20 protein-coding genes and 1 tRNA gene are annotated in these 23,635 nt (G+C 66.1%); 15 read left to right on the plus strand and 6 right to left on the minus strand.

The window, feature by feature from the left end:
- Positions 1-11: 11 nt before the first annotated feature.
- On the minus strand, positions 12-1,607 hold the full coding sequence (locus OHQ90_RS27380; protein ID WP_328402238.1) for a PucR family transcriptional regulator: 1,596 nt from the start codon (positions 1,605-1,607) through the stop codon (positions 12-14).
- Positions 1,608-1,713: 106 nt separating this feature from the next.
- Between OHQ90_RS27380 and OHQ90_RS27385 the strand changes: the two genes are divergently transcribed.
- From OHQ90_RS27385 to OHQ90_RS27395, 3 genes are all read left to right on the plus strand, one after another.
- Positions 1,714-3,159: a purine-cytosine permease family protein gene (locus OHQ90_RS27385; RefSeq protein WP_328402240.1), complete on the plus strand. Its 1,446-nt coding sequence runs from the start codon at positions 1,714-1,716 to the stop codon at positions 3,157-3,159.
- Between the two features lie 301 nt (positions 3,160-3,460).
- A complete protein-coding gene (locus OHQ90_RS27390) occupies positions 3,461-5,029 on the plus strand; it encodes an alpha/beta hydrolase (RefSeq protein ID WP_328402242.1) in 1,569 nt (522 codons plus the stop codon).
- A 159-nt stretch (positions 5,030-5,188) separates the two neighbouring features.
- Positions 5,189-5,629, plus strand: coding sequence for a recombinase family protein (locus OHQ90_RS27395; protein ID WP_328402244.1), 441 nt, complete (start codon positions 5,189-5,191; stop codon positions 5,627-5,629).
- Between the two features lie 199 nt (positions 5,630-5,828).
- Here OHQ90_RS27395 and OHQ90_RS27400 read toward each other — a convergent pair whose 3' ends face one another.
- From OHQ90_RS27400 to OHQ90_RS27415, 4 genes are all read right to left on the minus strand, one after another.
- The gene (locus OHQ90_RS27400; protein WP_328402246.1) at positions 5,829-6,077 is read right to left on the minus strand and encodes a hypothetical protein; all 249 of its coding nucleotides are present in this window, start codon (positions 6,075-6,077) and stop codon (positions 5,829-5,831) included.
- Between the two features lie 862 nt (positions 6,078-6,939).
- Positions 6,940-7,611 (minus strand): NAD(P)-dependent oxidoreductase, encoded by a 672-nt coding sequence (locus tag OHQ90_RS27405; protein ID WP_328402248.1) that lies wholly within the window; start codon positions 7,609-7,611, stop codon positions 6,940-6,942.
- Positions 7,612-7,728: 117 nt separating this feature from the next.
- Positions 7,729-8,436 (minus strand): SDR family NAD(P)-dependent oxidoreductase, encoded by a 708-nt coding sequence (locus OHQ90_RS27410; protein WP_328402250.1) that lies wholly within the window; start codon positions 8,434-8,436, stop codon positions 7,729-7,731.
- 8 nt (positions 8,437-8,444) lie between these two features.
- A complete protein-coding gene (locus OHQ90_RS27415) occupies positions 8,445-9,086 on the minus strand; it encodes an SgcJ/EcaC family oxidoreductase (RefSeq protein WP_328402252.1) in 642 nt (213 codons plus the stop codon).
- 157 nt (positions 9,087-9,243) lie between these two features.
- Between OHQ90_RS27415 and OHQ90_RS27420 the strand changes: the two genes are divergently transcribed.
- On the plus strand, positions 9,244-9,495 hold the full coding sequence (locus OHQ90_RS27420) for a MarR family transcriptional regulator (RefSeq protein WP_328402254.1): 252 nt from the start codon (positions 9,244-9,246) through the stop codon (positions 9,493-9,495).
- A 27-nt stretch (positions 9,496-9,522) separates the two neighbouring features.
- On the opposite strand, the gene OHQ90_RS27425 is transcribed toward OHQ90_RS27420, so the two are convergent.
- A complete protein-coding gene (locus OHQ90_RS27425; protein WP_328402256.1) occupies positions 9,523-9,666 on the minus strand; it encodes a hypothetical protein in 144 nt (47 codons plus the stop codon).
- A gap of 190 nt (positions 9,667-9,856) precedes the next feature.
- Between OHQ90_RS27425 and OHQ90_RS27430 the strand changes: the two genes are divergently transcribed.
- The 11 genes from OHQ90_RS27430 to OHQ90_RS27475 all read left to right on the plus strand — a co-directional run bounded on the left by OHQ90_RS27430 (position 9,857) and on the right by OHQ90_RS27475 (position 23,338).
- Positions 9,857-11,104, plus strand: coding sequence for a hypothetical protein (locus OHQ90_RS27430; protein ID WP_328402258.1), 1,248 nt, complete (start codon positions 9,857-9,859; stop codon positions 11,102-11,104).
- Between the two features lie 198 nt (positions 11,105-11,302).
- A tRNA-Pro gene (locus OHQ90_RS27435) sits at positions 11,303-11,385 on the plus strand.
- 172 nt (positions 11,386-11,557) lie between these two features.
- Positions 11,558-11,989 (plus strand): hypothetical protein, encoded by a 432-nt coding sequence (locus OHQ90_RS27440; protein WP_328402260.1) that lies wholly within the window; start codon positions 11,558-11,560, stop codon positions 11,987-11,989.
- The gene (locus tag OHQ90_RS27445) at positions 11,986-12,660 is read left to right on the plus strand and encodes a hypothetical protein (protein WP_328402262.1); all 675 of its coding nucleotides are present in this window, start codon (positions 11,986-11,988) and stop codon (positions 12,658-12,660) included. Before OHQ90_RS27440 ends, OHQ90_RS27445 begins: the two co-directional genes overlap by 4 nt.
- A gap of 183 nt (positions 12,661-12,843) precedes the next feature.
- Positions 12,844-13,272 (plus strand): alternative ribosome rescue aminoacyl-tRNA hydrolase ArfB, encoded by a 429-nt coding sequence (gene arfB / locus OHQ90_RS27450; protein ID WP_328402264.1) that lies wholly within the window; start codon positions 12,844-12,846, stop codon positions 13,270-13,272.
- Between the two features lie 235 nt (positions 13,273-13,507).
- Positions 13,508-13,819 carry a hypothetical protein gene (locus OHQ90_RS39575; protein ID WP_442941500.1) on the plus strand — a complete coding sequence of 104 codons (312 nt, stop codon included), beginning with the start codon at positions 13,508-13,510 and terminating at the stop codon, positions 13,817-13,819.
- A gap of 370 nt (positions 13,820-14,189) precedes the next feature.
- Positions 14,190-14,738: an EF-hand domain-containing protein gene (locus OHQ90_RS27455; protein WP_328402266.1), complete on the plus strand. Its 549-nt coding sequence runs from the start codon at positions 14,190-14,192 to the stop codon at positions 14,736-14,738.
- A 17-nt stretch (positions 14,739-14,755) separates the two neighbouring features.
- A complete protein-coding gene (locus OHQ90_RS27460) occupies positions 14,756-16,345 on the plus strand; it encodes a PfaD family polyunsaturated fatty acid/polyketide biosynthesis protein (protein ID WP_328402268.1) in 1,590 nt (529 codons plus the stop codon).
- 14 nt (positions 16,346-16,359) lie between these two features.
- The gene (locus tag OHQ90_RS27465; RefSeq protein ID WP_328402270.1) at positions 16,360-21,309 is read left to right on the plus strand and encodes a type I polyketide synthase; all 4,950 of its coding nucleotides are present in this window, start codon (positions 16,360-16,362) and stop codon (positions 21,307-21,309) included.
- Positions 21,306-22,304: a hypothetical protein gene (locus OHQ90_RS27470; RefSeq protein ID WP_328402272.1), complete on the plus strand. Its 999-nt coding sequence runs from the start codon at positions 21,306-21,308 to the stop codon at positions 22,302-22,304. The genes OHQ90_RS27465 and OHQ90_RS27470 overlap by 4 nt, the downstream gene beginning before the upstream one ends.
- Entirely contained in the window at positions 22,301-23,338 is a 1,038-nt protein-coding gene (locus OHQ90_RS27475; RefSeq protein WP_328402274.1) for an SDR family oxidoreductase, read from the plus strand. Before OHQ90_RS27470 ends, OHQ90_RS27475 begins: the two co-directional genes overlap by 4 nt.
- Positions 23,339-23,635: the final 297 nt, after the last annotated feature.

The following is a 23,635-nucleotide window of genomic DNA, read 5'->3' on the forward strand; positions in this document are numbered from 1 at the left end:
CGGCCCGGTCATTACGTCGCCGCGTGCGATGCGGTGCCCGGGCCGACGGCCTCGGCGGCCAACGCCAGGAACAGGTCGACGGTGTCCTCGAGTCGGTTGACGTTTCGGCCGGTCAGCTCGGTGATCCGGGCCATGCGGTTGCGCAGGGTGTTGACGTGCACATGCAGGGCGGCGGCGGTCACGCCCCACTGGCCGTCGTTGGCCAGGAAGGTCCGCACGGTGTGTTCCAGTTCGGTGTGCGCGCGGGCGTCGTGCTCGCGAATGATGCCGAGCACCTGTTCGGAGAACCGTTGCAGCACCTGCTCGTCGAGCAGACCAAGCAGCATCCGGAAGTTCGCGACATCGGCGAAGGTGGCGGTGTCCGGGCCGTCCTGCGCGCGCAGCACCTGGCAGACTTCCCGAGCACGCACCAGCGGTTCCCGCAGTGCGCCGACACCGGCGGCGATCTCACCCAGCCCGATGACGATCCGTGAAGCGGCCACTCTTCTGCCGACTTCCACGGACAGCTCTCGGGCGAAACGCGTCAGCTCCTCCGTCGTACTCTCCCACGGGCACACGGCCACCGCGTCGCGGCTTCCCGCCACGGTGAACACCGGGATGCCGTGCGCGGCGAAGAACGCACCGGCGGCATCGGCGATATCGTCCAGCGGTGTGTCGAGGCCGCCGGGCGTGAGCACCGGGGCGAGCGCGAACACGCCCAGCGACCGGTCCGACGGCACACCGTACGCACGCAGCCGATGGCTCACCTCACCGCTGCGCCGCGGCCCGGACAGGACCATCTCCAGGAGCTCGGCCGCGAAACGCGCCTCAATGGCATGCACCGCTTGTTGTTTGGTCACCTCCAGGCTCAGGAATCGAGCGGCCTGGGCGAGCGCCTCCCGATCCGCCGCGGCGAGTTTCGCGGCCGGTTCCAGGCAGTACAGCCCGGCATCGATTTCTCCCATCGCGCCCTCGACGAGGTAGAGCGCCGACGGCCCGGAGCCCAGTAGATCCACCTCGATCGGCGGTGGCGTGCGGTTGAGCGCCGCAGCGGCGAGGCGGATCTGTTCATCGGTAGGTTCGCAGCCGATGCTGGCCAGGCAGCGCCCCTTGCGATCAATGACCAACAGCGGCAATTCCGTTTCGCCACGCAGGATTTCGAGCACGCCCGCAGCACCGCTGCCGCGTGAGAGGGCGGTCGCCAGGGCGTCGCCACGGTGCACGGTCGCGGTCAGTTCCGTCTGGAGGACCTCGTTCTGAATCCGGGCGGCGGCCCGGGTGAGCGCGGCGAACGGCACCCCGATACACAGTTCGACCAGTGGCAGACCACGCGAGACGCACAGTGCGACAAGCCCTTCCGGTAGGTCCGGAGTCTGCGCCGTTAGCCCGAACACCAGCCCTGTCGCACCTGCCCGCGCGACAGCGTCGACGAAGCGCTCCGCCGAGACATGCGGTAGCCACAGACCGTTGGTCAACACCAGTTCGCCGGGCCGGACATATCGCGACGGGTCAGGAAGCTCGGTGGTGTGCAGCCAGCGGATCTCCGCCACCAGGCGTTCGGTGAATTCCGGCGTCATGACACGCAGGCCCAGCGCGGGATCGGCGACAAGTCGGCTAATGGTCAACACATATCGAAATGTACACAGCAACCCGCAATCGATGGATGAATACACATCGACCTATCGCACAGTGCGGTGCTGTTATGAGGTGAATCACAACCGAAAGAGGGAAGTCATGTCATCCCCCCAATTGCCTCGCACCACGAGCACTGCAAACACCACACCGGCCAGCGGTGACACCGGCGTCCGATTCGACGATCACGGTGTACTACCCATTCCCGACAGCAAACGCGACTGTTCCCCCTGGGAACTGTTCTGGATCTGGTGCGGTGCGAATATCGCGCCCATCAACTGGGTGCTCGGCGCGCTCGGAATCGCCCTCGGGCTCAGCCTGATCGAAACGCTGATCGTCATCTCGGTCGGAAATGTGTTCGGCTGCGCGGTATTCGGGCTGTTCAATGTCATCGGCCACCGCACCGCTGTCAATCAGATGGTGCTCGGACGCTCGGCGTTCGGCATCGCTGGAGCAGTGCTGCCCGCCCTTGTCCAGGGTCTGCTGACCATGGCGTGGGTGGGTGTGAACACCTGGGTCGTGCTCGATCTCGTGCTCGCGGTGCTCGAGGAGATCGGCATCCAGGGCGGCATGGAGCTGAAAGTTGTCGTCGCGACGGCCATCATGGTGATTCAACTCGCGCTCGCGCTGTACGGCTTCTATGCGATCCGAACGTTCGAGAAGTACACCGTCCCCCTCACCATCGCCGTCATGGTGGCGATGACCGTGGTCGCACTCGCCCGCACCCACCTGGACTGGACCGCCGCCGCGGCCCCGACTCCCGGCCAGAAGCTCACCGCGGTAACACAACTCATCACGGCCATCGGTGTCGGCTGGGGCCTGACCTGGATTCCCTACGCCGCGGACTACAGCCGATTCGCCCGGCCGACGCTGCGCGCCAGGACCGTGTTCTGGGCATCGGCGGCCGGAATGTACCTGCCCACAGTCTGGCTCGCTGCCCTCGGCGCCTGCCTGGCAAGCGCTGGTGGTGGCGCCGACCCGTCCACTCTCGTCGTCAGCACCTTCGGCGCGCTCGCCGTCCCGGTACTGGTGCTGATCATGCACGGCCCGATCGCCACCAACATCCTGAACCTGTACTCGTGCTCGCTGGCCGCGCTGACCGTCGGCATCCGCATTGCCCGCTGGAAGATCACTCTCTTCGCTGGTGCGGTGGCCTCCGCGGTACTGGCCGTGTTCATCAACTCGTCGAATTTCGCGCATGCCTTCGACAACTGGATGGTGTCGATCCTGATGTGGATCAGCCCGTGGATGTCCATCCTGCTCGTTGACTATTTCCTGGTGCGCCGCCAGACCTTCTCGATCCCGGACCTCTACCGCGACGGCACGACGTCGATCTACGGGAAGTTCAATGCGCGCGGCCTGGTGAGCCTCGCTGCCGGATTGCTCGCCGGCTGGTCCTGGCAGTACGGCGTGGTCCCCGCGATGCAGGGGCCGGTGGCGAAAGCCTTGGGTAACACCGACTTCTCCTGGTTGTCCGGCAGCCTTGTCGCCGGCGGCATCTACGGCATCCTGTCCACCCTGGCCTCCGCGCGCCGCACCGGCGCATGAAACGGGTGTCGCTGATGAAGGGGTGTGATCCGTCGTCTGCAAGTCGGAGTCGGATGGATTGCGTCCGGGTTCGTCGGGCAGTCCCGGGCGACCGTACCAGCCGGGCGCCAGGCGTGTGGGCCCGTTACCGGATGGCGTGCCGTATCGAGTAATGCCACGCCGGTTTATCGGCGTAACCAGGCGTTTGTCGCGTGATCGACTACGGTTCGGGTCGGGGTCTCCGTGCAGAACAGCCACGCATTTTCCACCGTGATGATAGCGAGGATCCGTGTCGAACCGCGCTCGTTTCACCCGCTGCGTAGTGACATCCATAACGGTGGCCGCAGCCGTGGCCTGCAGCGCGGCGCCCGCCACGGCCGATCCGCCGGATGCGGCGCCTGTGGGAATACCGGCTCCGGTCTGGACCGCGTGCCCCGACGACCCGGATTTCGAATGCGCCACCGTGCCGGCACCGTTGGACTACCAGCATCCCGAAGGGCGCACGATCGAGCTGGCGGTCATCCGGGCCCGAGCGACCGACCCGGCGCACCGGATCGGCAGCCTGCTGTTCAACCCTGGCGGGCCGGCAGGAGCCGGCACCGAAGACCTTCCGCTCGAGTATCCGTTCTTCCCGCAGGAGATCCGGGAACGGTTCGACATCGTCAGCTGGGACCCGCGCGGGGCCGGTAAGTCGACCTCCGTCCAATGTTTCGCCAACGCGGCGGAGTCCGCCGCCTGGTTCGCGCAGTTGCCGGTGGGGTTTCCGGTCGGCCCGGAGCAGGAGCAGCGGTGGATCGAGCTGTATGACGAGCTGGGCCGGCAGTGCCAGCAGCGTGACCCGGACCTGTTGCGGTTCGTCTCCACCACCGACTCGGCGCACGATGTGGATCTGCTGCGCACGGTCTTGGGTGAGCAGCGGCTGAACTACATGGGGATCTCCTACGGGACGCTGCTGGGTGCAACCTACGCCAATCTCTTCCCCGACCGGGTGCGGGCGATGGTGCTCGACGGCAATGTCGATCCCTCCGCCTGGTACGACCACAACCCGTTGCTGTCGACCTTCCTGCGGGAGGGCTCCGGTCTGGGGTCGGCCGGGACGCTGGCCCAGTTCCTCGACCAGTGCGCCCGAGCCGGGCGCAGCCGCTGTCCCTTCGCAGCCGACAACACCTGGCTGACGCACGCGAAGTACGAGGTACTGCTGAAGCGCCTGCTCGTACACCCGCAGGGCGCCAACACATACGCGGCCACTGCCAGCATCGTTGGCCGGTTCCTGCGCATCGTTCGGAGCTGGCCGGAGCTGGCCCGACTGCTGCAGGACCTATGGCTGGGCCAGACGCCGCAGGCGCTCAGCACGGGCGGAAATCCCCCGGTGGATGTGTTCGCGACGATGCGGAGCGATGTCCTTCCGCTCCCCCGCGGCGACTCGTCGCCGGCCGCCCCGAGCCAGGAGAAGTACGCGGGTGTCGAGCAGCCCCTTGCGGTGATATGCGGCGAGAGCCCCAACCCACGTGATCCGCATTTCTACGGAGCCCTGGCCAAGTTCAGTGCTGCTCGGGCCGGGACGGTCGGGCCCTGGTGGGCATGGACGACCGAACCGTGCTCCACCTGGCCGGGTCGGGCGGCCCACCGCTACACCGGCCCGTGGAACCGGTCGGCGACACCGATCCTGACGGTCAACAACACCTACGATCCCGCCACCCCCTACTTCGACGCCAAGGCCATGACCGCGCAACTGGGCAACGCCCGGCTGCTCACCGTCGCCGGATACGGACATACAACTCTGGTCAACCCGAGCAGTTGCGCGAATGCCTACGAAAGCGCCTACGTCATCAGTGGCGTGCTGCCGCCGCCCGGCACGATCTGCCGGCAGGACACTCCACCGTTCACCTGAACCGCCTCCATCGATACATTCCGGGGCATAAGAATCAGCTACGGACGGGTCTCCACCCGCGACCAGCATCCCGAAGCCCAACACGACCCGCTCACCGCCGCCGGGTGTGAGTAGGTCTATATCGACAAGGCTTCCGGCAAGCTCGCCTCCCGCCCGGAGTTGGACAAAACGCTGCTGGTTGCCAACCAGCCGAAAGACCAACTGGTGGTGACCAAACTCGACCGGCTCGGCCGCTCCCTCGAGCACCTGATCGAGCTGTCGAAGACACTCCAGGACCGCGGCGGCGACCTGGTAGTCCTGGACCGGGGCAGCGACACGTCCACCGCGGTTGGGTGCATGTTCTTCCAAATCCTCAGCGCCACCGCCGAATTCGAGCACGCCTTGCTGTCCGAGCGCACCCGCGTGACCTTGCCGCCGCCCGCGCCCGTGGACGCACCGGCGGTCAGAAACCCGAACTCGGGCACCCGGAGCGAGCGACATGGATACCACGATCGGCATGAACGGACCTGGCGATACCCGCGTCATTCGCATCACCCACAACGTTTCGACGAGAGGGAGATAGAAAATGAGCCTGCCAGATCAAATAAAAGTGCCCTGTGAGATTCAACCGCAGCCACCTGGGATGCTCCGGAGCCGGCACTGATCGGAGAAGTCACGGAGCGAGTGGGTGGTGGCCTTCTGATGATTTGTCATTGGAAATACATTCTGCGCCTCAAAGGCGCCGAACCAGGACGGATGGCGATAGATATAGAGCACAGTAAAGCGCCCGCGCTTATCAGCGCACAGCCGACATGCGAGTTCAGCCCGCCTTTTTGCTGCAGATCATATCCTTGCTGAATCCCAAACCAGATGGATCCATGAAGGATTCCCCTGTGCGGCATATCGAATCAGCGAAGTCTTGACTATTGAGACTATCGATCAAATTCGGCACACCACCGTCCGGATTGGGTTTGTCGAGCGCATCGCCAATGCAGCCCGCTATCAGCAAGGTGGTGCCGCCCCACAGAGGCAGACCGATCAGTCTTCTAAGGACGAGGCTCAGCGTCACTTCTGCACCCCCGGCGGGATGATGTCAGCCATTGCCGCACGGGCGTTGCCGCATGTCCGACTTGCCTTATCTGTGTCCTAAGGTTCCGATTTCTGAGGCACCGGCTGCGGTTCAGCGAGTCCCCGACTGTCGATGACGGCATATACCGGCTGCGTAATATGGGCAGATCCGCAGTCGGCTTGAAAGGTAACGTCCATTGGGCAGTGGTTGCGACTGCACTGTTGCACGTCCGGCGAGGTCGAAGCTGAACGGAATCCACTGAACTTCTCCCTCGCCACCCACTAGCAAATTACAGGAAGCACCTGCGGCACTCAATTTCAGAATTATTTGCATCACGACAATGCCACCCGGTCGCGTGGTCACCTGAGTGATGCTGCCGTCCGAACCAAGGGGTGAGATTACATTCGGGCCAACTGGCTCCCCCCGGTCCGCTGTCGCCGCCGGTGTGGCCGCCAGGCCGAAATCGGCTCGGCCTGCTGCGGCAACTGCGCCGTGACCGAATGCGGTTGAATCCAGCCCGGGCTTCATCGAATTCTGCACTGGCAGAGTGATTTTCATCGCTCGCATCTGTTATGGCCGAGGGGTGTCCGTAGGTTCCGCGCGGAACCTACGGAAACCCCGGACCCGTCACCTGTGGTTCTGCGTCGACGCCGGGGGCATTCGGTGCGCACGGCGTCGATCGCTCGGACTGCCGGGGGCAGGGTGTCGTCTACTGGTGGGCTCGCGTAATCAACTGTCGAGTTGGCGGTGCCCAACCGGACGGTGTCCGTAGCCGAGGTGCGGTGGTTTAGCGGCTCCAGGTGGCTGCCGCATCCGTGGCGAGTTTGGTCGTGGATCAGGGCGGTGGGTAGATCAGCACCTCTCATCGACTCGCTGATCTGCAGACCGCCGTAGCGTTTCGGAGGACTCGCCCCGACGAGACCGAAACCGCAACGTGGTGGGTGTGTGGGTCGTCGACGGCATCGAGCAAGTAGGCGGCGAGGTCGGCGCGCGAGATCTGCGGACCGACCTTCGACGTGGCGCCCAACGAGACTCGGGGGATTGTGGCGCCGGGTTTGTCGGTGAGCCGGGTCGGGCGTACAGCGGTCCAGCGCAGCGCACTTTCGGTGAGGAATTGCTCCATCCGCGCCATGTCGGTGTAGGTATGGCACATGATCCGGTGCAGTGCGGCGGCCAGCACTCTGCTCGCCGGCCCGGCATCGGCCGGAACATCCAGTCCTGCAGAGGAGACGACGAGGAGTCGACCGCCGGGCGGCATGGCGGCGATGATCTCGGCGGTACTCGCGGAGTAGACGATGGTGGGGGCGCGGTCGGCGGCGCCGAGTGTGGAGATCACCGCATCATGTCCGACGAGCAGTCCGTGCAGGGACCCCGGGATTGTCGGATCGGCGATGACCTCACGCAATCCCGGTGCGGGTGAGAAACTTCCGGGCCGTCGGACGATCGCGGTCACCCGATGCCCGCAGGCCAGGGCCTGCTCGACGACGATCCGGCCGGTGCGCCCGTTCGCGCCGACCACGGCGATGCTGGTCATCAGCGGACGGCGGGACGGGTTGCGGCCTGGAATTCACACCGCAGACACCGACATCGGTCGCTGCGGGGGCGTGACATCTCCATTGAGATTCCTTCGGAGTCAGTGGTGGTGGGGAATTCAGTGCGCGAGGACGGACAGTGCCACCCGGCGCGGCAGCAGGCACAGCACGGCAACGAACATTCGGTTGGTCCGGTTGGTGAAGGTGACCGGACCGGCCGTGCCGGACAGGGCTTTCCGGGCAGCGTGCACGACCTGCTCGGGCGACTGGACCAGCCAGGACGGCACATCCTCGACGGCCTTCGCGCCGGTCGTGGTGACACCGGGGCACAGGGCAAGCACCTTCACGTCGCGCGATTTCTGTTCGTGCCACAGTGTTTCGGAGAAGGTGGTGACGAAAGCTTTCGATGCGCTGTAGACGCTCATGCCCGGTTTCGCGGTGTGTCCGAGGGTCGAGGAGACATTCACCAGCGCGCTGCCGGGCGCCGCGTCGGCGAGGAAGGCGTGGGCCAGCACTACTACTGCTCGGCAGTTGAGATCCAGTATGGTCAGCGCTGATTCGAGGGGAATGTCGGCGAAGCTGCCATGTGTGGCAGTGCCCGCGTTGTTCACCAGCAGTGTGTATTCGCCGGCACGTAGTGCCGCCGCGACCACCCGCAGCCCGTCCTCGGTCGCGAGGTCCGCGACCAGGTAGTCGTGTCCGTCGCCGAGTTCGGTCATCAGCTCCTCGAGCGCATCCTTCCCGCGCGCCACGCCCGTCACCGAGTACCCCGCGGCGGCCAGCGTGGTCGCGAATGCCCGCCCGATGCCTGCGCTCGCGCCGGTCACCAGCGCTTTCACTGCTCGGCCAGCGGCTTGGTCGCCGGGTCGAAGAGGAAGGAGACACGTTCCATCACCGGGTTGCGCTGGGTGTTCTGGAACGCCGCGATCCGCCATTGACCATCCTGTTCACGCACCAACGTGTAGGTCTGGGTCTTGGACAACTCGGCGGGTTTGTCGTCGGAGTATCGGTCGCCTCGGCTGGTGACGATGGCGACGGTGCCGCCGTAGAACCGGGCGTCGAGGTAGGAGTCCGCGAGATTGGTGCCCTTGAGGAAACCGTCGAACAGTGCGCGGTGCGCCTCTGTCAGATCGCGGCGGCCCTGGTAGTGGGTGCCGAGAAAGGTTGTGTAGGTGGCGTTCTCGGTGAAGGTTGCGCCGTAGGCGTCGGCGTCGTTGCGGCCCCAGGCCGCAGTCATCGTGCTCAGCGTGGTGCAGACCGCCCGCAGGTCGGTGTCGGAGCCGCCGTCGGGGACGACGCTGGTGCACTCGGCGACGCCGGTGTTGTGCACCTCGGAGGTGCGGTCCAGCCAAAGGTAGCCACCCGCGGCGATCACCCCGAGCGTGAGGGTGGTGGCGCCCAGTGCTCGCACGATGGTGCGGCGCCGGGACTTGGTCGGGGCTGTTGGGGTGGCTGGGTTGGTATCGATGATGGTCATAGCGTGAGCCTCTCGCGCATTCTTCTGCCTAGAAGATGTATCTTCTGTGAAGATGTTTCTTCGTTGAAGCAGAGATTACGAGAACGTCTGCCCCTTGTCAACACCCCGGCATGGAGGCGATCCCGGTACGACTTTCCGCCGGTATCCGAGTTCCGTTGTGCTGCATGCTCGAGCGGGCGCCAAAGCCCTCGACCTCGGCGCGACCGACCTCTATGCGCTCAACATCCTCGAGCTGACCGGGCCGATGACGCCTGGCGAACTCGGTGCACGCACCGGCCTCACCACCGGCCCGACCACGCGGCTCATCGACCGCCTCGAACACGCCGGCTACGTGCGCCGCAGCGCCGATCCCGGCGCAAAGTCATCGTCGAACCCATCGATCAGCCCGCCGACCTGGACGCGGTGCTGACTCCGGCCCGGCGTCGGATCGACGACATCATCGCGAGCTGGCGGCGCCGACGTCGGTGCTGCCGATCAGGTCACGGACCGGCGCACAGGGCTGCCGGTTCGCTGCTGCCTGGATGAGGTGGGCCGCGGCAACGTCGGGCCCGGATCCCGGGATGTTATTCACGAAGGACATGGGACATACCGTGACCCATCGATGTGCAGCGTGGCGACTGTTGAGTTCCGGTGAGCCGAACTCGACCACAGGTCGCCCGACGCGCAGTCGACGAAGTCGTTCCTGATTTCCGCAACGAGGTCCTCGACGAGGCGCCTCGTGGTTGAACCAGCAAACCTGCTCGGATTGAACTCGGGATTAGGGTCGGTGTGTGATCTCCTTTCGGACCATCTTGGGGGCGATGTATGTCGCCGTCGCGGCTCTGCTCACGCTGCTGATCCTCGTCCCGCAGGTTCGGCTGTATCGGGATGAGCAGCCACCCACCGATGTTGTCGCCCAATTACGTTTTCTCCGTGCGAAATTGGTATCGGGGGCCGGGGAGGAGATGCAGGGCATGTTCCCCGAGGGGTACTTCTTTTCGCACGCCTTGTACGGATTGGCGTGGACTGACGTCGCGCGCGGCGACCCAACGTATCGGGACGCGGCGCTGCGGGAGGCGCGCTGGGCGCTACAGCGTTTGGGATCCCCTTCGGGGCGAGCGGTTTTCGATGCGCGACTGCGCCCGGCATACGGGGTCTTCTACGTCGGATGGTCCAGCCGGTTGCGCGGGGCCGTGATCGAACTCGCCGGTGCCGACGCACCGGAGACGGCGCAATTCACCGCCGATTGCGAGGCACTCGCGGCGGCGTTCGATACCGACGGGCCGTTCCTTGCAGCGTATCCGGGCCAGGCCTGGCCCGTCGACAATGTGGTGGCTGTGGCCGCGCTGAGGTTGCACGATCGCATCGTCGGTTCGCGTTTCGAGCCGGTGATCGCCCAATGGCTCACCTCGGCTCGCGCGCACCTGGACCCAGCCACTGGTCTACTACCGCACCAAACGACACCTGTGAAGGAAGGTGCGCGCGGCTCGTCACAAGCAATGATCCAGCGGTTCCTGCCCGAGATAGATGCCCTGTGGGCCAGACAGCAGTACAGCGCATTCCGCCGATTATTCGTCGATACCCCGCTCGGCCTGCCAGGAGTGCGCGAGTATCCGCACGGCCGCAACGGCGCAGGCGATGTGGATTCCGGGCCACTCATTCTCGGTGTCAGCGTCTCGGCCACGGTGGTCACCATCGGCGCGGCCCGAGTGCACGGCGATCAATCCCTCGCCGGTCCAATCACCAGCCTCGGTGAAAGCCTCGGCATACCAGTCACTCTCGGCAACTCCAAACGATATTCCTTCGGCGCCCTCCCCATCGGCGATGCCTTCTTGGCCTGGTCCTTCCCCGCACCGCTCGCCACCACCGCGACATCGTTTCCACCCGTGGCCCCTTGGTGGTGGCGGATACCCTGGCACGCGCTCGCGCTAACGCTCCTCACCCTGCTCTGGTTCCCGATAGTCCGCGAACTCGTTCAACGACGGCGCGCGGGTCAGCGCATTATCCCGGCCAGCCCACCATGTGCTTCCACCGAGTGACAACGCAATAGGTTGCATACGTGGCTCTTTCACCAAATGGCAAGGTAACCCAGCAGCATCGCCCGGAGACCCATCGAGCACCCCGCTGCCTGACCGCGACCTGATCATCGCCCGCCGCGAACATGCGCCAGTCGCCCGCATGCGCACAGTCTCGGCGATCATCCGCGCACCCTCGGTATCGGTCGACCGGAGGTCGGCGCCGCGAGCGTCGAAATTGACAGACGCGGCAGATTTGGGTTCTGATGCGCACGCGCGTAGAGGTTCAAGTCCCCTCTCGCGCACAGATTTGTGGCCTACGTGCCACTTTCGGGGCTCCAGCGTTTTCGAGTGCACTCGCACACGAAGGAGAACTACCTTGCACGTCTCTGACCTGCATGAACGCAAATCACAGGTGGCAGCTGTGCCACTTTTCAGCTCGATCGGCGCCCTCGGTGCAGGGTGCGGTGAACGCCGGTGATCGAGCCGGTCATCCCTCCGCAGACCCCACTTCAGGAACGCATCCACGGCCCGCTGCCGGTGCGCTTCATCCCCCGCGCAACCGACCCGGAGATCATCTACGGCATCGCTGTCGTGGGCGATGCGGGCCGTGTCGCCGACCGCGCGGTGCTCTCAGCGCTGGACTGGTTACCGGGCACCCGGCTAACGGTGTCGTGTTCGGAGGACCGGCTGATTCTCGTGCGCGCCACGACCGATGGCTCTGTCCAGGTGACTCGTGCCGGGTTCTTCCGTGTTCCGGTCCGTAAACGTCGTCGGGTCGGTCTGCTCGAAGGCGACCGGGTGCTGTTGGTGGCGCATTGCGGTCGCAAGCGCCTACTGATTCATCCCCCGGCTGTGCTCGACGGGCTGACCAGTCAGATCCGACGAATCCTGGAGGAATCGCTATGACGATCCAGAGTGCTGCTCAGACTGCGGTCACCGCAGATACCTTGGCTGCGGCACGGTTGCTGTTGGCCCAGATGGGCATCACCGCCGCCGACCTCGTCGACACCGCACCGGCGGCCCCGACGTTCGCCGAGGTTATCCCGCGTGTGCGGGCACGTCTGTCGGCGGGTACCGCGCGCACCTACGGGACCCATTTTGATCTGCTCGAATCTCGTTGGCCGGACCGGTCGTTGACCGAGCCCACCCGCCACGAGCTCGACGAACTCGCGTACACGGTGCAGACAACTGCCCGTTCCAACCGAGCGTCTCGGGGCGGGACCAGCGCGCTCGAGCATGTCGTGTCAGCAGCGCGCTGCGTCTACCGCTACGCCGAGGAAGCCGGATGGGTTCGGCCGCAAGATAATCCGGCACGGCGATTGCCGATTCCGTCCCGTCGGGCATCGCATCGGTATGCGATCCCGTCGGGTCAGGTCGCCGAGATCCGCCAGGTTGCAGCCACCTCCGGTGACGACCCCGAACTCGACGCGCTGATCCTGCGGTTCACCTCGAGACCGCGTGCCGTCGCGGTGGCGCGCTGGCGTTACGTCCGCAGGATCTCGATCGTGACCAGTGCTTGGTGTTCCTGCGGGAAAAGGGTGGCTCGGATCGCTGGCAGCCGGTGTCGCCGACACTGATGCGGCACCTGAACGACCATGGCACCGAGCGCGGGGCGCCTTTCACCGACCAGTTGCTGCGTTACCGGCACTGTTACACGTCGACAAGGTCATCGCTATCGTGAACGACAAGGTCACCATTCAGTCGCGACTAGACCGACGTGGCCAAGGCGACTCGTTGATCGGAAAGAGCGGCGTCGGATCATGGCAGAAGACCTGACCGTGACTCGGGTGCTGGTGATACCCGCGTCCGAGTTACGCGAGCGGTTCTCACGGTCGTCAGGTCCGGGAGGGCAGCACGTCAACACCACCGACAGCCGGGTAGAGCTGTCGTTCGACCTCGCCAACTCGCCCTCGGTGCCGGAGTGGCTGCGCACCCGGATGCTCGACCGCCTGGCCACCCGCCTGGTCAACGGGGTTCTCACGATCGCCGCATCGGAGCAACGCGCACAGCTACAGAACCGCGCCGCCGCCCGCGAACGCCTGGCCTCATTACTGCGTGACGCCGCTGCCGCCCCGCCACCTGTTCGCCGCGCCACCAAGCCCTCACGCGGAGCAAAGGAACGTCGCATCTCCGCGAAGAAGCGGCGCGGCGTCACCAAACGCAACCGCCGCGCCTCCCCCGACGACTAGCCGACGGCAGCGCCACAGATCAGGCATCGGCGGCACAATCGTTGCCGAACGGGCCCGCGCTCCCAAGTACCCGTCTGCATCCTCTCGTCGCTGGCAGCAGCCTAGGCGCAGGCACAGCGACACACGCTATATCTACCAGGTACAAGCGGCCAAGAATCCCGGTAACTATCCTTACCTGCCCGTTCTGCTCACCGAGCTGGAAACGCTTGCACTGGAAGAGGATTGGGCACATCTTCTGCGCTGGCAGTTTCTCGGGCCGATCGGACTCAACCTGCGCAACGAGTACGCGCACGGATTCATCGACGATGTCGGTCCGATACGGGCGGCGATGCTGCTGCGCGCTGCGGTCGTCCTCATCACCGCCGCGCCCATTACCGACAATTCGGGACGGTGCATCGAGGTCGCGGCCACGACCGCTCTGCCGCCAGGACGCGACCGAATCCTCGACGCCATACTCGCGAGAACCAGTCGGACCGCATCTCGAATCTTCGTCGCAGCGGAAGGCATCCGCCGAAAACTGCGGGCACGGCACCTGCCGAAAAAGTAACCGATGTAGTCCGCGACCGCGATAGCGACGTGTCCTGGGTCGATGATGCGTGCGCCGAGACAACGGTCCTGCGTTCGCCTGAACGCCGTCGGAAATCGGCATTTCCGGATCCTCACGGCAGTCGGGCGGTCGCGGTCGGCGTTCTGCTCGCCTCGGGTGACAAGAGCAACTTTCGGCAAGCTACTCCATCGTGCTGACAGGCTATCGCGGCTGGTCGCAGTATAGCGAGCGCACGGCCACTCGATGCGGGATTCACACATTCGAAAAAGACTGTCGTAATAGCGACGTCGGTGCAGCCCGGGCGGTAGGCTCTGGGCAGCACGGATTCGATTGACGCAACCTAATTCCGAGGGGTTCGACAATGGCTGAAATGCTCGACGACGTACGTAGTCAGAAGCTGGCGAAGCTGTTCAAGATTTTGGATGTCGATGGTGACGGTGCCGTGTCGGTTGCCGACTACGAGGCGCTCGGCTCGCGTCTGGCCACAGTTTCCGGTCAACGCGATCCCGGGAAGGTCGCAGAGATGCAGGAGACGCTGAAGCAGATCTGGGAAGAATTCCAGCTGAATGTCGCCGGCGCCGAGGGTAGGCAGGTGACCGAATCACAGTTCGTCCATTCGCTGGTGGCGCCGCAGGCCTCCGACCCGGTCAGATTCTCGCAGTTCATCGGGCTGACCTGCAATCTGCTGTTCGGCGTCGCCGATACCGACGGCGACAACCGGATCAGCAGGGCCGAGCACATGCTACTCGGCAAGGAAGCGTTCGGCCTGAGCGATATGGAGACGGCCGAATCCTTCGACAAGCTGGATTACTGGAACCGCGGCTACGCGACGATGGATCAATACGCCATCGCGTATACCGAGTTCCTCACCAGTACCGAACCGAAAGCGAACGGTAACTCGCTGCTCGGGAACTACTGAGTTCCTTCAGGAATCCTGTGACGACATCGGTCGGCCGGGCGAATTCAGCTGCCCCGGTGTTCGGCGGTCAACAGCTGATGGCCTTGGTGAATAATGTGCGGCAACGAATTCACGTCGTCGAGCGTAAAGTCGACGGATTGCGGGGCGTCCTCGCCGAGGACGCCGATGTGTCCCGCGCCGATTTCACCGTTCTCGGTACGTTGCCGGAAATGTTTCCGGAATGGCTAGGGGATCGGACCTTCGCCGAAACGCACGACGTCCGATTCCCTTACATCGCCGGTGAAATGGCGTTCGGTATCTCCTCGGCCCGCTTGGTCGTGGCGATGGCGCAGGCGCGCATGCTGAGTTTCTTCGGGGCGGGCGGCGTCGAGACGGGCACCCTCGACCGCGCGCTGAGCGAGCTGACCAGCACGCTGGGCGACCGGCGGAACTGGGGTGTGAACCTCATCCACGCACCTGGCGAAGACCGGATCGCCGACCTGCTGCTGGCCCGGCGGGTGCCGGCTATCTCGTTGTCGGCCTTCACCGATGTGACCCCGGCGGTCGCGCGATGCGCCGCGGTGGGGCTGCGGCAGGACCGCACCGGTGCGATCGTGCGCCCGATTGCCGTGTTCGCCAAGGTTTCCCGTCCCGATGTCGCCGAACGGTTCATGTCCCCGACACCGGTCGCGCTGCTGCGGGCACTGGTCGCGCAGGGCCTGCTCACCGAAGAAGAGGCCCGCCTGGCCGCACGGGTACCGGTGGCGCAAGACATCACCATCGAGGCCGACAGCGCCGGGCACACCGACAACCAATCGCTGGTGGCTGTACTGCCCGCCGTGCTCGCTGCACGGAATACACTGCAGCACACCAATACTGACTGGTCTACATCGATCCGGATCGGTGCGGCCGGTGGCCTCGGTGATCCGGCGGCGGTCGCGGCGGCGTTCGCCATGGGTGCCGCGTACGTGCTCACGGGTTCGGTAAACCAGATGTCGGTGGAGGCCGGCGTCTCCGAGCGGGCCAAGGCCATGCTCGCGGCGGCCGACATCTCCGATGTCGCCATGGCGCCGTCGCCGGGCCAGTTCGAGAAGGGCATCCGAACCCAGGTATTGCGGCGCGGCACGCTGTTTGCCGCCCGCGCCGCGCAGCTGTACCGCGTGTACGCGGCGCACGACAGCATCGCCAGCATCCCTGTGGGCGAGCGGGCACGGTTGGAACGTGAGGTGTTCGGCGCGACCCTCGACGAGGTGTGGCGTGACACCGAAACACATTGGCAGCAGCGCGATCCGGCTACCGCGGAGCGGGCATTGTCGGATCCGAAGCTGCGGATGGAGCTGGTGTTCCGCTGGTACATGTCCCAGTCGGTGCGGTGGGCGGTGTCCGGTGCGCCGGAAAGGATCGCAGACTATCAACTGTGGTGCGGCCCCGCCACGGGAAGTTTCAACCGGTGGACGGCGGGGACTTTCCTCGCCGATCCCGCACAGCGCGGTGTTGTGCAGATCGCGCTGAACCTGATGGAAGGCGCCGCCGTCCTGACCCGCGCGCACCAATTTCGCAGTTTCGGTATTGCCTTGCCGGACAACGCTTGTGCCTACGTCCCGCGGCGATTGCGGCCGCCACGCTGATCTCGGAGGAACCAGTGACGACAGACCAGCCACGCATGCCTCCGATCGCGATCGTCGGCCTCGGCGCGATCCTGCCAGGCGCTGCCGATGTGGACGCATTCTGGAGCAACGTTCTCGAGGGGCGCGACCTGATCACCGATGTGCCCGCGGACCGGTGGCTCATCGACGACCATTACGATCCCGATCCCGAGGCCCTCGACAAGACCTATTGCCGGCGTGGCGGTTTCGTGCCCGATATTGCATTCGACCCGATGCGATACGGGATACCGCCGAAGAATCTATCGTCGACCGACACCACGCAACTGCTGGCACTGGTGGTCGCCGATCAGGTGCTCTCCGACGTCACCGGTGGGGTGGACCGGATCGACGGCGAGCGGGCAGCGGTCATCATGGGCAGTGGGATGCTCAAGCTGGGTGGTGAAATCGGCGCCCGGCTGAGCCGCCCGATCCTGCGGAAAGTCTTGCGCGAGAACGACCTTGCCGACGCGGAGGTGCAGTCGATCTGCGATGCCGTCACCTGCCATACGGCCGGGTTCGACGAGGCTGTACTGCCCGGGATCCTCTCGAATGTCGTCGCGGGCCGCATCGCTGCCGTCTTCGACCTGCACGGCACCAACTGCACCGTCGACGCGGCGTGCGCCAGTTCGCTGGCCGCGCTGGCCGCTGCCTGCGACGAACTCGCGCTGGGCAGAGCAGATCTGGTGCTCACCGGCGGTGTGGACACGATGAACGACCCGATGATGTTCGTGTCGTTCAGCAAGACCACCGCGCTGTCGAGGGCCGGTGTGAGCCGGCCGTTCTCGGCCGATGCCGACGGGATTCTGCTGGGCGAGGGACTGGCAATGTGCGCACTGAAGCGACTCGCCGACGCCGAACGGGACGCGGATCAGATCTATGCGGTGATCACCGGCGTCGGGTCGTCGTCGGACGGCCGCGGCAGCTCCATTTACCACCCGCAGGCCAGTGGCCAGGAGCGGGCGATCCGAAGGGCGTACGTGGCAGCGGGATACGGACCGGAAACAGTCGGGCTGGTCGAGGCGCACGGCACCGGGACACCGGCCGGGGACAAGGCGGAAGTAGCGGCGTTACATGCGGTGTTCGGTGCGGCCGCGCCCGAAGCGCACGGGTGGTGCGCACTCGGGTCGGTCAAATCGCAGATCGGTCACACCAAGACGGCGGCGGGCGCGGTGGGTGTACTCAAAGCCGCACTGGCCCTGCATCATCGGGTGCTGCCGCCGACCATCAACGTCACCGTGCCCGACCCCGCGCTCGGGCTGCACGAGGGGCCGTTCTATCTGAATACCGAGACCAGACCCTGGGTGCATCGGGCCGCACATCCGCGCCGAGCCGCGGTATCCAGCTTCGGGTTCGGCGGCACCAACTTCCACCTCACCCTCGAGGAGTACGTGCCCAGGACCGGCGCGATGCGGGCGCCACGCGCGCAGGCGCGCCCGAGCGAGTTGTTGCTGGTGTCGGCCGGTTCGGCAAACGAACTTCTCGCCCGCTGCACGGATCTGGCCGAGGAACTGGCGCGGTCGGCGACGGCCGAGCCGGTGCGTCGAGCTCAGCAACAGTTCAGGTCCGACGATCAGGTTCGGCTCGCGATCTGCGCGGGTCCCGCGGAATTGGCCGACCAGATCGCCGGGGCGATGAACCACATACGGGCACAACCGGATACGGCATTCGGTACGCCGTCGGGAACCTCCTACGCCGTGGGCACACCCGAAGCCGGTCGGCTCGCCTTCCTGTTCCCCGGCCAGGGTTCGCAATACCCGGGCATGGGTGCGGAGGTGGCGGTGCACCTGCCCGCCGCGCACGAGGTATGGGATCGACTGGCCGGCCCGGAGCTGGCGGCGGCCGTCTTCCCACGTCCGGTGTTCAGCGATGCGGAGCGGGACGCGCAACGCAGGCGCCTCGCCACCACGGAAGCGGCGCAACCTGCTTTGGCCGCAGCAAGTCTCGCCTTGCTGGCGGTGCTCGAAGTCTTCGGCGTGCGGCCGGATTGCGTCGCCGGGCACAGTCTCGGTGAGCTGACCGCCCTGCATGCCGCGGGCGTCCTCGACGCGCAGAGCCTGATGCGGCTGGCCGCTCGGCGCGGCGAATTGATGCGCGACGCGGACTCCGACGGTGGCGCGATGCTGGCTATCGGCATGGCGTATGGCGAGGTGGCCGCGCTGATCACGGACCACGATATGCGCGATCTGTGGATCGCCAACGACAACGCACCCGCCCAGGTAGTTGTCGCCGGATCCCGGGAGTCCATCGACAAATTGGAGATCGGGCTGCGTGGTGCGGTATCCACCACGCGCCTCGCGACGCCAGGGGCGTTCCACTGTCCACGTATGGCCTCGGCCAGCGCCCCGATGCGCGAATTCCTGCGCGAGATACCGCTGCGGGCGCCGCTGCTCGACGTGTACCGCAATGTCGACGGCGAGCCGGCGCCCATCGAGCCGGACCGGCTGCGTGATTCGCTGGTCGATCATGTGACCGATCCGGTCCGCTTCGTCACAATGATCTCCACCATGTATGACGACGGTGTCCGCACCTTTGTCGAGGTCGGACCGGGATCGGTCTTGATGGGCCTGGTCGGCACCATCCTGGCCGACCGCCCGCATCAGCGAATCGCGCTGGATCGCAAGGGCGGCAGCGGGATCGCAACGCTCAGCGCAGCCCTTGGCCGGCTGGCAACACTCGGCGTACCGATCACCTGTGATGCGCTGTGGGACGAGCCTCGGCCGGGCCCGATCGACGAGACCGGCATGCGGATCACCGTCAACGGCGGCAGCTTCGGCCGGCCATACCCTCCGGCCAACGGTGCGGCAGGCCTGCCCGCGCCGAACCTCCACCACCCCGCCCAGCCAGCGACGCACCCGCGCGCAGTTCGCGACAACGCCGAACCCACATCGTTCGACGCGGATCCCACGCTGGTGCGGTCACTGCTCGAAATCCAACGCCAGACCGCGCAAGCGCACGCCACATACCTCGCCACGGCGGAGAAAATACTTGCGGCACTGATGGTTACCGCAACCTCGGAGCCGGGCGTGCCCACGCCAGCGGTAGGCCCCATCCCGCCCGCGGCGTCCCAGGCGCCGGTGGTCGGCGCACCGGCGGTGATCCACACCCAGACCGCTGCGCCGCTGCCGTCCACCATGATTACCCCGGCACCGGAGCTGGATCTGCCGCAAGCATCAGGTGCCTCGACCCCGACAACGTCCGAGGACCTGACGGCTGTGGTGCTGGGGGTGGTCGCCGACAAGACTGGTTACCCGGTGGACATGCTTGCCCCGCACATGGAGTTGGAAGGTGACCTCGGGCTCGATTCCATCACTCGGGCCCAGGTAGCCGCCGCGCTGGCGGCGCGATTTCCGATCCTGGAGCAGCGCGCTCAGCCAATGGACCTCGGCGCACTCCAGACGGTGCACGACATTGCGGCAGCACTGCGGGACCTCACCGCGCCACAGCCGCCGGTCGGTGCCGGGCCGGCGCTGCGCCGATGGCAAACCATCACAGTTCCCACCGCGGCCTCCGGTACGCCGATGGCCGGACTGGACTCCGGTCTGCTGATCGTCACCGACGACGGTAAAGGGATCGCGGCTCGGGTGGTCGCAGCGCTCACCGGACGCGGCTGCAGGGCGCGAATGAGCAATACCGTGCCCGAGAACGCAACCGGCGTGGTGTTCCTCGGTGGCCTCGCCGATATCACCACAGTGGACGACGCACTGGCGGTGCAACGGAATGCGTTCCGCGCGGCCCGCGCGCTGGCGCGCAATATTCGCCGGGGCGGAGCGGAAAACGCTACCGACACAACATTGTTCGTCACCGTCCAGGACACGGGCGGATCTTTCGGACCGTCTCGGGCTGATCCGGTGCGGGCCTGGCTGGGCGGAATCGCCGCTGCGGCGCGCACAGCGGCGGCGGAATGGACCTCCGCAGGTGTGAAGGCGATCGACTGCGCACGAGGCAGCTGTGACGCCGAGTCCATCGCGCAGGCGATCGTGACCGAATTATGGTGTGGTGGTGGCGAGCTCGAGGTGGGTCTGGCCGCCGACGGCGCGCGCCATACCCTCGATCTGACCGAAACCTCCTGGCAGCCGGGGCCAGAACTCGATCTCGGGCCGGATGACGTGGTCGTGGTCAGCGGTGGCGGTCGCGGGATGACCGCACTGGCGGTTCGCGCGCTGGCGCACACCTACCGGTCCAAGTTCGTCCTGATCGGGCGCACGCCGCTGCGGGAGGATCCCGCTCTGGCACACGCACGGACCGAGGACGAGTTGCTGCGCGTACTTGCCGGAGCGGGTACGCCACTCGCCGAAGCGCGGGCGCGAGCGCTCACAGTGATTGCCGCACGGGAGATCCGCGAAACACTGGCCGCGCTGGATCAGGTGGACGCACCGGCCCGCTATATCGAGATCGACATCCGTGATCGCCCAGGCGTGGCAGCTGCGCTGGAGCCGATCCGCGCCGAATGGGGCCCTATCACCGGTGTGCTGCACGGGGCGGGAATCCTTGCGGGCGAACAGCTCCCCGACAAGTCCGACACCCAGTTCGAGCTGCGTTTCGGGACGAAGGTCGACGGGCTGCGCACGCTGCTCGACGCGACGAGCGGCGACCCGCTCCGGCTGCTGTGCGCGTTCTCGTCGGTGGCCGGGCGCTTCGGTTACGCGGGCCAATGCGATTACGCCATGGGCAACGAAACTCTGGACCAGGTGCTGGCGACCGAACAGGTGGCCCGGCCCGGTTGCCTGGCGCGTTCGATCCAGTGGGGGCCGTGGCAGCGCGGGATGGTCACGCCGTCGCTGCGCGATGGTTTACTTGCCGCAGGGATCGCATTGATCGATCCGGCGGCCGGTACCGAGGCCTTTGTCGCCGAATTAGGTTATCCAGCAGCGGATCCCCGAGCATTGATCGTCGCGGACCCGGCGATTCTCGGCGTGCGATCCGCGGCCGAGGTGGTGCTGCGGTGAACGGCGAACCCGATGACGGTGAGTTCGCCGAGATGGCCCCTGCCCCGCGCCTACCATCGGCATCCCGCGTCGGCACCACCCCGCACGAGAAGGTGCGGGCGGGACCGAACGGCACACTCGCCGATGCGATCGTGGAGTCGCACGCCACCACGACCGCCCTGCACGAGCGCTTCCTGCACAACCAGGCGGACTTTCACGACACCCTGTGCCGCTGGCTGGAGCGCCCGCGGGCCCGTCCGCCGATCACCGAGCGGATCCTCGACCCCGCGGCGCTGCCCTGGCTGGCCGACCACTGCCCGGACGGGCGGGTCCCGGTGCTGCCCGGTACCGCGATCGCCGATCTCATGGCCGGCGCTGCGGCGGCCCGAACTGGCTGCGCGGTAACAGGATTGCGTGCGGTCACCTTCCGGGATCGGATCACCGTCGCCGAGCCGGTCGGACTGCGCACCGAAGTGGGCGGGCAGCAACGCGAACCCTTTGTCACATTGTCGGTCCGCCGCGCATCGCGGTACACCCCGGTCGCCACTGGATACGTGCTCTTCGACGCACACCTCCGTCCCGTCAGATTTGCCCCACTCGCGGATGCCCGCCCCGCCCCCGACCCCTACACGGCGGGGACGCTGTTCCACGGACCCTGCATGCGGTATCTGGAGTCGGTGCGCGCCAACGCACTCGGCGCCTCTGGCGCTCTCGACTGCGGGCGTGGCAACGTCCCGCCCGGCACGCTGCACCACGGACTGCTCGATGCCGCGATGCACACCATCGCCGCACTGCCCGCAGCGGGAAACGGGTTCCTGTTTCCGTATCGGATGGACTCCTTGGCACTGTTCGAGGAACTGCCGACCACCGGCATCGTCGAGGTCGAGGCCCGTGCCGCCGGACTGCACGACCAACTGGATCTTCCGGTCTTCGACCTTCAGTTATGCTGCGGGCCAACAGTTCTCGCCGCTTTGCGGATGGTTTTCACCGGCGCTGGCCCAAGGGGCCGGGAATGACCGGGCGGACGATTCTGGTCACCGGCGGGTCCGGTGTCGTGGGCTCGCCGTTGCTGCGCACGCTGGACGTGCGCGGGCACCGGGTCATCGCGCTGGTGCACCACAAACCAGCCGGGTCCGAATCGGTCCGGGGCGATATCACGCGGCCCTGGCTCGGGCTCGATCCGCGCGAGTACCGCGACCTCGCGGCGTGCGTCGAGGTCGTCGTGCACTGCGCGGCCTCGGTGAACTTCGGGGCTGCGGCGAAGACGCTGCACAAATTGAATGTTTCTGGTGTCGGCCATGTTTTACGATTCGTCTCAGACTCCGGTGCCCGATTGGTGCACACATCAACCGCCTATATCGGCCACGCGGACGACGAGTCGGTCGCCCTCGGCGCCTACGCGGCCTCCAAACGCCGCGGTGAGATTCTGGTTCGCGAGTCCGGGCTGCCTGCGGCGATCGCCAGGATCTCGACGGTGATCGGAGATTCCGCAACCGGAAACATCGCCCGGCTGCAGGCCTTTCACCACATCCTCGGCGCGGCAATGGCGGGCCTGGTGCCCTTCGTGCCCAGCACGCCGGGCATGCGGGCCGATCTGATGCCCGCCGATCTCGCCGCCGCCGCCCTCGCCGCGCTGGCCGACGAGCCACCAGCCGACGACATCTACTGGATCACCGCGGGTCCCGCGGCACCGACCTTCGAACGGATCATCGACCTCGTCTTCGATGTCGCGGCGCGGCGCTATCGTGCCGACGACACCAAACCGAAGGTCTACCTGAAGGCGTTCAAACCCCGCATAGTCGCGCCCGACACCTACCGGCAGCTGCTGGCCATGCTGCGCGCCAACGCCAACCCAAAGGTCAACATGGGCAGCCTGGCCGATCTGGACCGCCTGATCGCCGCCCACCAGACCGAACGCCTCCTCCCAACCTCACTCGCCGAAATCGCCGGAACCCACTCTCCCCCAACGGCATCCGACATCGAAAAGGCCCTGATCTCCACCTGCAACCATCTGGCCGGCTTTCCGTCCGACTACTGGAACGACCACTGACCGGGCACTAGCGCGCACCATCATCCCGCGCCTGCGCCGAGGAGCAAGATCGTCAGCCTCCTACGTGATCGAAGGTCAATGTCTCTCGGACATCCTGTTGGGCCGATGATCGTTCGGCACGATCCCGCTGTCCGTTCCGCACAAACATGGCGAGCGCTCCCGCTGGCGAGCTGCGGTTCGCCAAGTAAGTCCGGACGCGCTGAGCTCCGACTGTCCAGAGATAGGTGGCGGCTTCGGTGGCTTGATTGCTATGCCGGTGCTCTATGACCGCCTGCCGGTGAATTTCCGTCCTCCTCG

It is taken from the genome of Nocardia sp. NBC_00403, assembly GCF_036046055.1.
GTDB lineage: Bacteria > Actinomycetota > Actinomycetes > Mycobacteriales > Mycobacteriaceae > Nocardia.